This is a genomic window from Alteromonas sp. BZK5, from assembly GCF_014349115.1.
GTDB classification, from domain to species: domain Bacteria; phylum Pseudomonadota; class Gammaproteobacteria; order Enterobacterales; family Alteromonadaceae; genus Alteromonas; species Alteromonas macleodii.
The window spans coordinates 21,227-34,254 of record NZ_JACSOE010000026.1 but is presented as its reverse complement, the minus strand read 5'-3'; the positions used below and the strand labels follow the sequence as shown (position 1 = coordinate 34,254).

General features: G+C 45.6%; 8 protein-coding genes. 3 read left to right on the top strand and 5 right to left on the bottom strand.

Going from position 1 to position 13,028, the window contains the following annotated elements; translation table 11 throughout:
* Positions 1–56: 56 nt before the first annotated feature.
* Both BIZ39_RS09855 and BIZ39_RS09850 read left to right on the top strand, forming a co-directional pair.
* A complete protein-coding gene (locus tag BIZ39_RS09855) occupies positions 57–2,174 on the top strand; it encodes a TonB-dependent receptor (RefSeq protein WP_187446879.1) in 2,118 nt (705 codons plus the stop codon).
* Positions 2,175–2,304: 130 nt separating this feature from the next.
* Entirely contained in the window at positions 2,305–4,536 is a 2,232-nt protein-coding gene (locus BIZ39_RS09850) for a molybdopterin oxidoreductase family protein (RefSeq protein WP_187446878.1), read from the top strand.
* A gap of 77 nt (positions 4,537–4,613) precedes the next feature.
* Here the strand turns inward: BIZ39_RS09850 and gorA are convergent, their stop codons facing one another.
* The 5 genes from gorA to BIZ39_RS09825 all read right to left on the bottom strand — a co-directional run bounded on the left by gorA (position 4,614) and on the right by BIZ39_RS09825 (position 10,671).
* Positions 4,614–5,963 carry a glutathione-disulfide reductase gene (gorA, locus tag BIZ39_RS09845; protein WP_039226736.1) on the bottom strand — a complete coding sequence of 450 codons (1,350 nt, stop codon included), beginning with the start codon at positions 5,961–5,963 and terminating at the stop codon, positions 4,614–4,616.
* A gap of 243 nt (positions 5,964–6,206) precedes the next feature.
* Positions 6,207–7,514, bottom strand: coding sequence for a response regulator (locus BIZ39_RS09840; RefSeq protein WP_187446877.1), 1,308 nt, complete (start codon positions 7,512–7,514; stop codon positions 6,207–6,209).
* A gap of 70 nt (positions 7,515–7,584) precedes the next feature.
* On the bottom strand, positions 7,585–9,252 hold the full coding sequence (locus BIZ39_RS09835) for an ATP-binding protein (protein ID WP_014950946.1): 1,668 nt from the start codon (positions 9,250–9,252) through the stop codon (positions 7,585–7,587).
* Positions 9,253–9,262: 10 nt separating this feature from the next.
* A complete protein-coding gene (locus BIZ39_RS09830) occupies positions 9,263–10,087 on the bottom strand; it encodes a phosphate/phosphite/phosphonate ABC transporter substrate-binding protein (protein WP_168533330.1) in 825 nt (274 codons plus the stop codon).
* Between the two features lie 23 nt (positions 10,088–10,110).
* On the bottom strand, positions 10,111–10,671 hold the full coding sequence (locus BIZ39_RS09825; protein WP_014977552.1) for a response regulator: 561 nt from the start codon (positions 10,669–10,671) through the stop codon (positions 10,111–10,113).
* Between the two features lie 316 nt (positions 10,672–10,987).
* Here BIZ39_RS09825 and prlC point away from each other — a divergent pair, with 316 nt between their 5' ends.
* On the top strand, positions 10,988–13,024 hold the full coding sequence (prlC, locus tag BIZ39_RS09820; protein WP_187446876.1) for an oligopeptidase A: 2,037 nt from the start codon (positions 10,988–10,990) through the stop codon (positions 13,022–13,024).
* Positions 13,025–13,028: the final 4 nt, after the last annotated feature.

Here is a 13,028-nt window from a genome sequence, read left to right as displayed (position 1 = left end):
TCTACACCTTTAGTATAACGCGCCTTTCGTAACCTTATTTTCTTAAAAGAGTTTTCATGTTTAGACCATCGCTTACGCTCATTGCCTTAGCCGTTAGTGCGCCTTCTTTTGCTAATGATGCCCAAAAGGATATGGAACGTATTATCGTTTCTGGAAGTCGTGTTATTGAAAGTATTGATGAAGTACCAGCGTCAATCACCGTTATTTCAAGAAAGCAGATTGAAGATCACCTAAAGGTAAATCCCGAGTTACAGAGCTTGTTAGCGCAGATGGTGCCGGGCTTAGCTCCAGATACAGGTAGTTCGAGCAATACTGGCCAGTCTTTGCGCGGACGAGCTCCGCTTGTGATGATTGACGGTGTGCCTCAGTCCACGCCGCTTAGAAATGGCTCGTTAGGTGTGAAAACGATTGACCCTAGCGCGCTTGCTAGAATTGAGGTAATTAAGGGCGCTACGTCTGTTTATGGCAATGGAGCGTCAGGCGGTATTATCAACTACATTACCAAACAAGCAACAGCGCAAGACACGCATGAGGGCCAAGTGAGTTTGTCTTCACGTTTTAGCGCAGTGAAGCTTGAAGAGTCAGCCGGTGCGCGTATTTCAGCTGCGATTAACGGCAAGGTGGAGAATTTCGATTACCTTGTTACCGCCAGTTACGAGGAAAACGGCGTTCAGCGCGATGCAGAAGGCGACATCTTAGGTTTGCAGTACGGCCTGTCAGACGCTGAAACACAGAACTACTTTACCAAATTTGGTTACGATTTCGATCAAGAGAAACGCCTTCAATTTAGCTACAACTACTTTAGCTCTCAACAAAAAACTGATTTGGGAGATGTTCCCGGAGACATCAACGAAGGCGTGAAAACCTACGCTATTCACGTACCTGAAGCTCTGCAAAAACGCGGTAAACCTCAGGGGCCTGACGGAAATGAGAACATCACCTTGAAATACACAGAAAGCAATATCTTTGCAAACAGTGAAATGACGCTTGATGTGTACTCGCAAGATATTGAGAACGTATTCTTCTTTTCGCCTAACTTAGCTAACCCCGATGAAGGCTACGACGGCGGCCAGTCTATTATTCGCTCTGAAAAGCGCGGCGCTCGCGCGACGTTTAATACTGCCATTGATTTCGATGGCGTAGAAGCCACGTTTATCTATGGTATCGACGCACTGAAAGACACTACCTCACAACCGCTGGTTGATGGGCGCGTGTGGGTTCCTGAAATGGAAATGGACAGCTTAGCTGGCTTTTTACAAACAAAATGGGTAATTCACGACGACGTTATTGTAAAGGCAGGTGTGAGAAGGGAGAGTATCGATTTATCGGTTGATGACTACGAAACACTGAAGCTGTGTCGCTCTGAAACTCAATGCTCTGTTCCTCTTCAAGTTAAGGGGGACACTATAGATTACGACGCAACCACTTATAACATTGCAATTAAGTATAACTGGAGCGACAGCTTTAGCCCGTTTTTCAATTACTCGCAAGGTTCAGATATCGCTGACATTGGCCGCCTACTGCGCGCTGCAACGGTAGATGATATTGGTCTTATTCAAACGGAAGCTTCTATCATCGATAACTACGAAGTGGGTTTCACTTCTCTTTTCGACCAGGTACGCCTTGAAGTTGCGGCTTACAGAAGTACATCTGAACTTGGTACGACCAATAGTTTCAACGAAGTGACAGGTGTGTATGAGCCTGTACGCGCACCACAGGAAATTTGGGGTTATGAAGGCTTAGTAGACTATCGAATCTCTGAAACGCTCAATGTGATAGCCACATATAGTTACGTTGAAGGGAAAAATACCGAAGCTGATGTGTACCTTGGCTCTCGCCAAATTAGTCCACCCAAAGCAACGGCAAACGTAAACTGGAAGCCATCAGACACTTTATCGTTAACAGTTAGCTATCTGTATGTGGGTGATCGTAAACGCTTCTCGCCAAATGCTGACGGCGACTATGTGGGCGATCAAGGACCTATATCGAGCTATAATATTGTTAACCTAAGTGGACAGTACCAGTTCGCTGAAAACTGGAACGCGTTTATGGGTGTCGAAAACCTGTTTAACAGCGACTACTATCCTGCGCGCGCTCAGTCATACACCTACGGTGGCTACAATATTAAAGGCTTAGGCACCACGGCAACCCTTGGTGTGACTTACTCTTTCTAACCAATAGCACCTCGTCTAATTGTGGCGAGGTGCCTTCTCTCTACCATCACTTTCAGTGATGCTTGTCTATTACAGCAATAATCGCTAATTTCGTAACAACTCATTAACAATGAATTGTGTAGGAATTACCGTGAGCAACGCTGAACAACAATTGCATTATTCTACTTGTACGCTTTGTGAAGCAATGTGTGGTATTGAGGTAGCGACGAAAGGCCGTCAAATACTGTCAATAAAAGGGGATAAAGAAAACCCATTTAGCCAAGGTCATATCTGCCCGAAAGCGAGTGCGTTAAAAGACTTGTACGACGATCCTGACCGCTTGAAGCGCCCGGTAAAAAGGGTACGAATTGACGGCGAGGCGAGTGCATTGGAAGACTGCACCTGGGAAGAGATTTCGTGGGATGAAGCCTTTGATTTGGTCGCAAACAATTTACACCACATCCAGCAGGCACACGGCAATAATGCGGTAGGTGTGTATTTAGGAAATCCCAATGCGCACAATATGGGCTCAATATTATTCGGACCGTATTTCTATCGTGCCCTCAAGTCGCACAACCGCTATTCCGCTACCTCCGTTGACCAGTTGCCCCATCATATTGTTAGTCGACGACTGTTTGGTCATATCTCCCAAATTCCCATTCCTGACATTGATCACACGCAGCACTTTATGATCATCGGCGGGAATCCGCTGGCCTCTAATGGCAGCATTATGACCGTGCCAAACGTGAAAAAGCGTTTAAAGGGCATTCAAAAACGTGGAGGGAAGGTCGTCGTTATCGACCCTAAACGCAGCGAAACTGCCGATATCAGCTGTGAACATCACTTTATTCGTCCAGGCAGTGACGCGCTGTTACTGCTAGCTATGCTGCATGTATTGTTTGAAAAGCAGTTATACAAGGCGGATGAAATTTTACCTTATGCCGAGGATATAAAAGCGGTCGAAAAATACGTTCGCGATTATTCACCACAAAAGGTGAGCGAGCTTACCGGTATTACAGCTTCACAAATCACTCAGCTTGTTTTGGACTTCTGCAATGCTGAGTCTGCAGTTTGTTATGGAAGGATGGGGGCTAGCGTACAAGCGTTTGGTACGCTCACTCAGTATCTCATCATGCTGTTTAATATGCTCACCGGAAACCTAGATAAGCGGGGTGGCATGATGTTTACTCAGCCAGCCGCCGACGTATTACCTGTATCAGGCAAGGGCAGCATGGGCGGATTTACCTCTCGCGTAAGAGGGCTTCCGGCGTTTGCTGGTGAGTATCCGGTGGCGTGTTTAGCCGAGGAAATCTTAACCCTGGGAGAAGGACAAATTAAGGCCATGGTAATTGGTGCAGGTAATCCCGTGGTCACTACACCAAATGCAGAACAGCTTGATAAAGCATTTCCTCAACTCGATTTTATGGTTGCGGTGGATTTTTACGTTACCGAAACCTCCCGACATGCAGATGTGATCCTTCCTCCGGTAACCGCGCTAGAACGCGACCACTACGACATTGTTTTTCACAACTTTGCCGTGCGAAATTTCGCTAAGTATTCGGAAGCGGTGGTGGACATTGACGAATACCAGCTTAGCGACTGGCAAATATACCTTTCGTTAGCAGAAAGGCTCGATGCGCTAAACGGAAAAAACACCGCACACTATGCTGCGCTTTGGGACAAGCAGCCTAAAGGTGTGGTCGATGATTTGTTGCAAGCAGGTCTTTATGGTCGAGCAGCAAGTAAAAAAGAGGGCGCTGATGCTAACTTAAGCGAAACTTCAACCGCTATCCCGGAAGGCGGGTTGTCGATTGATACGCTTAAAGCACACCCACACGGTATCGACTTGGGGCCGCTACAGCCGTCTTTGCCTCATGCCTTGTTCCATGAAGATAAGAAGATTCACTTAGATTTTGATTACTTCATGGCTGATTTAGACAGGGTTAACACGCATTTTTTTGGAAAAGCGAACCATGGTACGCCGCAAAATCAGCCCGTTGTTTTGATAGGGCGCCGGCATATTAAAACTAATAATTCGTGGCTGCATAACAGCCCTCGTATGGTGAAAGGTAATAACCGCTGTACGCTGCAGCTTCACCCTGATGACGGGGCTAAATATGGCATTACAGATGGCGATGAGGTAAGTGTGAAATCGCGGGTTGGCCGGCTAACCATAGAGGCTGAAATCACAGATGCAATTATGCCTGGCGTGGTATCTATTCCCCATGGATGGGGGCACAACAAAAAAGGCATAAAGTTGTCTGTGGCAAGTCAGCACCCTGGGGTAAACACCAATATTCTTACTGACGATTTACAGGTAGACGAATTATCGGGAAATGCGGTGCTAAATGGCGTGCCCGTGGAGCTAGAAAAAGTAAGTTAAACACATAAAAAAAGCCGGCATTAACTACTAAGCTAATGCCGGCTTTTGTGAGAAAGCGCTCAATTGAGCGCGTCTCTCTAGGTCATCGTAACAAACTCTTCTGCACTGGTAGGGTGAATAGCTACACACGCATCAAAGTCAGCTTTAGTCGCCCCCATTTTTATGGCAACGGCGAAGCCTTGCAGAATTTCATCCATGCCGTGCCCAATACCGTGAAGGCCTACCACTTTTTCGTCTTTACCCGTACATACAAGCTTCATCTTTGTCATTTGACGATGGCGGGTTACCGCGGTGTACATAGACGCAAAACTAGAGGTGTACACTTTAACGTTGTCTTCACCGTATTCTTCAATAGCTTCTGGCTCTGTAAGGCCAATAGTGCCAATGGGTGGATGACTAAACACAACGGTTGGAATAAGCGAGTAATCCATGTGAGCATCTTTTTGGCCGTTGAATAAGCGTTCGCTTAGCAAGCGACCCGCTTTAACTGCCACCGGAGTAAGCTCTGCTTCACCAGTAATATCACCAACTGCGTAGACATTCTTTGCCGTGGTGTTTTGATATTTATCTACCTTAACCGTGCCGTTGTCGTTCAGTTCAACGTCGGTATTTTCAATATCAATTTTGTCGGTAGAGGGTTTACGGCCAATCGCCCAAATCAAGCAGTCAGCTTTTAACACTTCGCCATTGGTTAAGTGTACTGATAGCTCGCCATCGTCAGCTTTTTCCACTTTCTCTACGCTAGCATGGTCATGTAATTTGCAACCTTCAGCGTGGATCATATCCACTAAGGTTTCGTGAATAATAGGGTCGAAATTTCTAAGCGGAGCGTGTTTGCGAACTACCAGATGCGATTCTGTACCAAGGGCGTGAAGAACGCCGGCCAGTTCAACTCCAATGTAGCCTGCGCCAACCACGACAGCGCGCTTCGGCTGCTCTTTTAAGGCAAAGAAACCATCAGAATCAATACCGTACTCAGCACCTTCAATATCTGGGATGATTGGGCGGCCGCCTACAGCAATCGTAATATGGTCAGCCGTGTACTTTTCGCCGTTGACTTCTACCGTGTTGTTATCGATAAACTTCGCGAAACCGCGAATTAAGGTAACGTCATTTGCGGTAAGAGCGCGGTCGTAAGAAGCATGAATACGCTCAATATAAGCCTGGCGGCTGGCAATTAGGCTGTCCCAGCTAAAGTGATTTACCGACAAATCGAACCCGTATTCAGGTGCATAGCGATGTATGGCTTCAGCCACCTGTGCTCCGTACCACATGGCTTTTTTAGGCACGCAGCCAACGTTCACGCAAGTACCGCCAATATCTTTCGCTTCAATGATGGCGGCCTTCTTTCCGTGTTTAGCTGCACGGTTTGCAGATGCGATACCACCGCTGCCACCGCCAATACATATATAATCAAAATGTGTCATTCAAAAAGCCTTCTTTGTCGGTTAGGCGAACATAAACGATAAGCATAGATGCCTTCGGTAGGTTCGCACAGCAAATCACTCTCTATCGGTCTTGTCATAAAGAGTGATTAAAAGACCGAGATTTGCTTTAGGGAATTTCATTTAGTTTATCAATGGGGACAGTGCAGCCTAATTAAAAGGCTAAGACAAAGCGAAGCATATTATGCATCGCTCATCCTGCTTTCAGCACGAAACCTTTAAAGCTTATTCACTTATAGTAGCAGAAAGCTCTTCTGGTTCTATTCGAATACTAAACGCTTTTCCACGTTCTTCTTCAAAGTGTACGAGTTTTTGAATGGTGGCATCACTAAACACATGTCCCTCAGGAAGGATAAGGATGTGACTATCGTTATACAAATTTTGGGCTAGTACCATGCCTGCTTTGAGCTGCGAGGCTTTCAATGATGTAGAAAGCAGTTTAGATGTCGTTACATCTTCTGCTTCGAGTAACAGGTCCAAAAATTCACCGTCATAGCGGGTGTTTCTGTGCTTTTTCATTTCTAGTTTGGCATCGCGAGGGCTCATTTCGATACCGCTCATTCTGCCGGTTACTAAGCGCCAGTAATCTCGGGCTATGGCCAAGATACGCGCGCCAGCAGGAATTTCTTTTGCAACTTTGTTATACAAGCCTGAGCCATTATAGTGCTCGAACTGAAATTCAATAATGTCAGAAACTTGATGTAGTTCATGAGCCGGAGCAAGTATTAACGCAGCCTGCTTGGTTTGTGATAGATAGTTTTGCTGCTGTTGATATTTAAGCTTTGAAAATGGCGCCTTAAAATCTTCGCTTTCAAGCCCTAGTAACCCAAGCTCGCAGATAAGGCCAGCATAACGCACCTGTTTGATTTCTTCTTTCTCTAACCGAGCAATACGCGCCAGTTTTGATGCCAACTCGCTAACCTCAATGGCAAACTTACCATTGATGTCAGGGTTAATGCTTATCACGTTGAACAGCACCTGCTCCATTGCAAGGTTGTGTTTTTCGATTTTATTTAGCGCCGCTTTTATCTGGCGCGTGCGCTTTTGAACCACTTGTTCTAGTGAGGCATTTACGTCGCGTAGCTTTTTATTTTGCAGTCGTGTTAGTTTTTGTAGACGAAGGTTTTCCGCCTTTAACTTAACGCGTTCTAAGCCTTCTTCTACAACAGCGATAAGCTCTTGGTTGTCCCATGGCTTTTGCAGGTAACGGTGTATCTTGCCTTGGTTTACGGCTTTAATTGTTGACTCAATGTCGGCATAGCCAGTAAGCACAACTCTAAATGTCTCGGGATAATTGATAGCGACCTGTTCGAGTAATTCCGCACCTGACATCTGCGGCATTTTCATGTCAGAAATAACTACGTGAACATCGTGTTTACTCATTAAATCTAACGCTTTGGCACCACTATCAGCAAGCAGTAAGGTGATGTCCATAGTGAACAGCGCACGCTTGATAGCGCGAAGGATATTCGGCTCGTCGTCGACAAATAGAACCGTGTAGGTCGTGGCTTGTTCTGTAGTAGGCTCTGTCATAAATTATTATCCTTATAAGCGACGTTACAACTATTACACGCAATGCTGCTTGATAACACTATTAGTTGATTCATCCTTCGCTCTCTAATGTTTTATCTGAGTGTGAAACAAGGGGGAGCGCTAATGTAAATATGCTTCCTTCTCCCTCTTTACTGGTGGCTGAGAGCGTGCCGCCATGCTCCTGAGCAATGCCAAACGAAATTGAAAGACCTAAGCCAGTGCCTTGCCCTTCAGGTTTAGTTGTAAAAAATGGATTGAAGAGTTTGTCTAAATGACTTGATGGAATACCGCAGCCAGTGTCTTCTACACGAAGCTCCACAAACTTGCCCGCAGTACAGGTGGTAATAGTTATCTTACCGTTCTTACCCGTGCTCTCTATCGCTTGTCCCGCGTTAATGAGTAAGTTGGTAACAACTTGAGAAACCTTGCCTACATTCATGGCAACGTCAGGGACTTTGCCTAAATGCGTTTCAACAGTGCAAATATACTTTAATTGGTTGTTCACCATGGCAAGGGTAGTGCGTACACAATCATTAATGTTGTGCTGCTGCATGTGGTCACTGTCTACACGAGAGAATAGCTTTAACCCTTTTACAATTTCAGCAACCCGACTTAAACCGTCTCTCGAATCGCTGAGAAGGTCGGTGATATCTTCATTGATAAACGCCATATCCTGATTAGCTAACATTTTTTCTAGTTCTGACAAGGCAGAAGCACGCTTACCCTCGTCTTGCTCATTAAGGACCGCGTTAATTTGTGAAAATATCATTTGGTAGGTAGCAACGTACTCGCTTAAGGTGGATATGTTGCTGCTGACAAAACCGACAGGATTGTTAATTTCATGGGCGACACCCGCTGCTAGCTGGCCAACTGACGCCATCTTCTCAGCTTGAAGTAGTTGTACCTGGGTCTCTTTTAGATCTTTATTGGCCTCTTGGAGTTGATAGTTTTTCTGATGCAGCAATGCGGTTCTATCCTGAACCTTTTCTTCAAGTAGCGTGTTAAGCTCTTTAAGCTCATCTTGCGCGTATTGACGCTGCGCATGTTCTTCTTTTAAACGCTCAACCAGTTGATTAAATGCCTCTGCCAGTTCGCTTAACTCATCAGTGCCGCGCACGGGAACAAAAACATCTTGATAGCTGTTGTTTTTCACTGCATCACCTAAACGTTTAGCGCCTTCGTGTAATTGATGAAGCTGCGACATCAGGTAAGAACCAAGTAAGTAAGAGCACAATCCGACCAAAATAAATTCTAGAAAAGCCAGTGTAACTGTCCAGTTTCTCACCCTCGATACTGATTCAGTTACTGAAGCAATGTTAAGCCCAATCTCTACATAGCCGTACAAAGTCCTGTTCACCATGATGGGGGCTCGGGTGTCGTAAATACCATCATCAGCGTCCGAAACACTTGTGTCGGCAGTAAAAGGGCGGTTTAGTGCGTTGGTGTTACCCTTTTCTACGAAAACTCTGCCTAATTTGTCTTTAACTTTGACGTAAGCAATATTGGGGTTGGTAAGAATTTCTGAGACGTCGGCATCTAGAGCTGCAAGGTCATAACTTAAAAAGGCATTTTTTGTCGTCGAAACAAAAAGGGCAACTGTGGTGTCGGCTGACTTCTTTATATTACTGTCGACAAGGTCATTAAGTAGCTGAAACACCGTCACAATGAGCACTAGCAGCAAAAGCGCTGCTATTGATGCGATGCCTGTTATTGTTTTTATACGCAACGACAGTTTCATACGAGTCTACTCATAAATGCGGCCTCGATAGCGATGCTATTCCCAATGCTCTCACGTCGTCCCAATCACTGTCGTTTGACGCTATAAAGCCGTTAAATCCAATACCTTTTAAAATCCAAGACTTACTTGTGTCATTCGACAAAGCAAGTAATGCATTAAGAATAGCTTGTCTGTCAGCGAGTGCCATATTTGGATGGGTTGCGATAGCATGAGGCGTATAACCTTTGCTCTTCCAAAGGACACGTAATTCTTGTTTAACGTCGTCAGGTGAACTGTTAAGCGTACGGACAATGCCACCCCCAGCATTGAAAAAGCCCCTTTGTACTGCGAGGTACACAGAGTCATGAGAATTGACGTAGCGCGGTACAAAAGCAATGCTTTTCATCCGCAAGTGAGCGCTTGTGATAATTGTGGCAGCAAACGCAGCTAGCGCTGGGAAGGCTACTTCGGTACCGCTTAAGTCATCCAGAGAGCGTATGGGGCTGTCTTTATGTACAACAAGTAAGCCGCGAATTTCTTTATCGCGTTGGCGCGCAAGCGCGCGGTATCCCGCAGATTCATTAAAGACCACAAAGTGGTAGGGGTTCATGTAGGCAATATCATATTTGCCGTCGGCGAGATTAGCCTCGAAGGTGGGAATGTCTTTTGCAGTTTTAAAATCAATCTTAAAACCGGTGTAATTGCTCACATAGTCGATTAAGGGTTGCCATGTTTCAGCCATTTTCTTGGCAGACTGCTGCGGTACAACAGCAAAAGTAAGGGGTTTAGCATTTGTCGGTAATGCGCAAACACCTACAAGCAAACTTAAAAGAGCGAATCGCGATAACCAAGCCATAATGTCACTCCCTTTAAATCGATTTACATCGACATAAACTGCTCAAGGACCATTGTTAAGTCATGATTTGAGAACGGCTTTTGTAAGGTGGCATCAGCCCCTATCTCAAGCGCGCGCTCCAGGCTAATTTCATCGAGTGCCGATATGACCACAATTTTGAGATCTTTATATTTACTTTGATCTCGCGTGAATTCGATAACGCTGTAACCGTCCATGCCTGGCATACTTAAATCAAGGGTCATGACTTTGGGCTCGTATTGGCTCAGCATAATCCCCGCTTGGAAGCCGCCTGTAGCGATATACGACTCATAACCCGCCCGTCTGGCCACGCGCTGAATAGACTTGGCAACTGGCATTTCATCGTCAACAATTAATATTGAGGGCGTGGCAATGCCTTTCAATGAATCGGGAATTGGCATGTCGTGTCGTTCAAGAAAGGCGACAAAATCTTCTACTAATACTCTGTTGTTTCCACGCCCAGGAAGTTTGAAGCCTTTCAGCTTGCCGCTTTCGATCCATCGAATTACGGTGCGCAGATTTACATCGCAATATGAGGCTATTTCGCCTGAGGTCAACGTTTTCATATCTATGCCTTGTAGATTTATTAATCGAAATTATAGACGCTGAACAGCGAAGGGACAAAGTAGACAAAAGGATGAAATGTGACATTTGTGACAGAGCTTGGCGGAGCTGACTGTGTTGTTCAGTTTTTATGAGGGGCATTAAGAAAAACGGTGCAGCGGCATTCATTGAATTCGTAAATATAGGCAATAATCATGATCCATGCACGTTAACGGCAAGTAAGTTCAAAATAGGTCAACAGTGGCTAAAACAATAGCTTGCTTTTAATCAGCGAAGCCCCATCATTATTCTATCAACGTGTTAAGAGTGAAAAAGATTATGACAACCCCTGCAATTGAAATGGTAGATGGTCTACCAATTTTTTCTGCTATTGAACCTGCCTCTATTAAGCCTGCAATTGAAAAAGCCATTGCGGCGTGCAAAAGCGAAATAGAAGAGGTCGTGGCGTCGAAAGATTACTCTTACCAGAATTTAGTGCTGCGCCTTGAAGAGGCCGATGATCGTTTAAGTAAAATATTTTCACCCGTTTCGCATATGAATAGTGTAGTGAGCAGCGATGAATTGCGTGAAGCTCACGATGCGTGTTTGCCATTACTATCTGAATATGGAACTTGGGTAGGCCAGCACGAAGGCCTTTACAATGCTTACGCTTCCCTTAAAGCGTCTGACGAATTTGCGACCTTAAGCGAAGAGCAGCAGAAAGTGATTGAAAACGCCGTTCGCGATTTCACATTGTCAGGCGTAGCGCTTCCCGCAGAGCAAAAGAAGCGTTTTGCAGAGATCCAGGCAAAGCTTAGCGAGCTATCGTCAACCTTTTCCAATAATGTGATGGACGCCACTATGGGCTGGACTAAACACATTACCGATGAGGCTGAACTTGCCGGTATGCCAGAGTCAGCCCTTGAAGCAGCGGCGCAAGCTGCGCACCAAAAAGACTTACAAGGCTGGTTGTTTACATTAGACATTCCGTCTTATTTGCCAGTCATGCTTTACGCCGATAATCGCGAACTTCGCGAAGAAATGTATCGCGCCTATGCAACAAAAGCGTCTGATCAAGGCCCTAATGCGGGTAAGTGGGATAACACCGATATAATCAAAGAAACCTTAACGCTGCGTACTGAACTGGCTGAATTGTTAGGTTTTTCAAGTTATGCAGAGCGTTCACTAGCGACTAAAATGGCGGATTCTACCGATCAGGTCATCGGTTTCTTGCGTGATTTGGCGGCTAAGTCTAAGCCTCAGGCAGAGAAAGAGCTTGAAGAAGTACGAGCGTACGCGAAAGACAAGCATGGTGTCAGCGAGCTAGCGTCATGGGATTTACCGTATTACAGCGAGAAACTGAAACAGGAAAAGTACACGATTTCTGATGAAATGCTTCGGCCTTATTTCCCTGAAGATAAAGTGCTGTCTGGTTTATTCGAAGTTGTACATCGCCTGTACGGCTTAAAAATTATTGAGCAGCCTGGCATTGATACGTGGCATAAAGATGTACGTTACTTCACCATTACTGACGATGCTGATGTGATGCGCGGCAGCTTTTACCTAGACTTATACGCACGAGCTAAAAAGCGTGGCGGCGCGTGGATGGATGAATGTCGAGTTCGTCGTGAAAAAATGAATGGCGAATTGCAGCTACCCGTTGCGTACCTTACCTGTAATTTCAACGCACCTGTAGGGGATAAGCCAGCGCTATTCACCCACGATGAAGTGGTGACCATGTTCCATGAGTTTGGTCATGGGATCCATCACATGCTTACTAAAATGCGCGTAGCGGGTGTATCCGGTATTAACGGTGTGCCATGGGATGCGGTTGAACTGCCAAGTCAGTTTTTAGAAAACTGGTGCTGGGAAGAAGACGCACTTAACTTTATCTCTGGTCACTATGAAACTGGCGAACCGCTTCCTGCTGATTTACTGGAGCGTATGCTTGCTGCACGGGATTACCAGTCAGCGATGCAGATGGTACGCCAGCTTGAATTCAGTCTTTTCGACTTCTTACTGCATAGCGAAAAAGGCAGTGAGGTAGACGTACAGGGCACATTGGATAAAGTGCGTGAAGAGGTGGCCGTGGTCATTCCTCCATCGTTTAACCGTTTCCAAAACGGCTTTGGTCACATATTTGCTGGTGGATACGCAGCGGGCTATTACAGCTATAAGTGGGCCGAGGTGCTTTCTGCCGACGCGTACAGCAAGTTTGAAGAGGATGGCATCTTTAACCGCGATACGGGCAAAGCGTTCTTAGAAAACATTTTAGAAATGGGCGGTAGTAAGCCTCCTATGGACTTGTTTGTTGCTTTTAGAGGGCGCGAGCCCCAAGTTGACGCTTTGCTTCGTCACAGCGGTATTAAAGGCTAGGCAC

Bases quoted from the DNA above. Each gene is read 5' to 3' on its own strand.
- prlC (WP_187446876.1), top strand. From the start codon at position 10,988: ATGACAACCCCTGCAATTGAAATGGTAGATGGTCTACCAATTTTTTCT.
- BIZ39_RS09855 (WP_187446879.1), top strand. From the start codon at position 57: ATGTTTAGACCATCGCTTACGCTCATTGCCTTAGCCGTTAGTGCGCCT.
- BIZ39_RS09830 (WP_168533330.1), bottom strand. From the start codon at position 10,087: ATGGCTTGGTTATCGCGATTCGCTCTTTTAAGTTTGCTTGTAGGTGTT.
- gorA (WP_039226736.1), bottom strand. From the start codon at position 5,963: ATGACACATTTTGATTATATATGTATTGGCGGTGGCAGCGGTGGTATC.
- BIZ39_RS09835 (WP_014950946.1), bottom strand. From the start codon at position 9,252: ATGAAACTGTCGTTGCGTATAAAAACAATAACAGGCATCGCATCAATA.
- BIZ39_RS09825 (WP_014977552.1), bottom strand. From the start codon at position 10,671: ATGAAAACGTTGACCTCAGGCGAAATAGCCTCATATTGCGATGTAAAT.
- BIZ39_RS09840 (WP_187446877.1), bottom strand. From the start codon at position 7,514: ATGACAGAGCCTACTACAGAACAAGCCACGACCTACACGGTTCTATTT.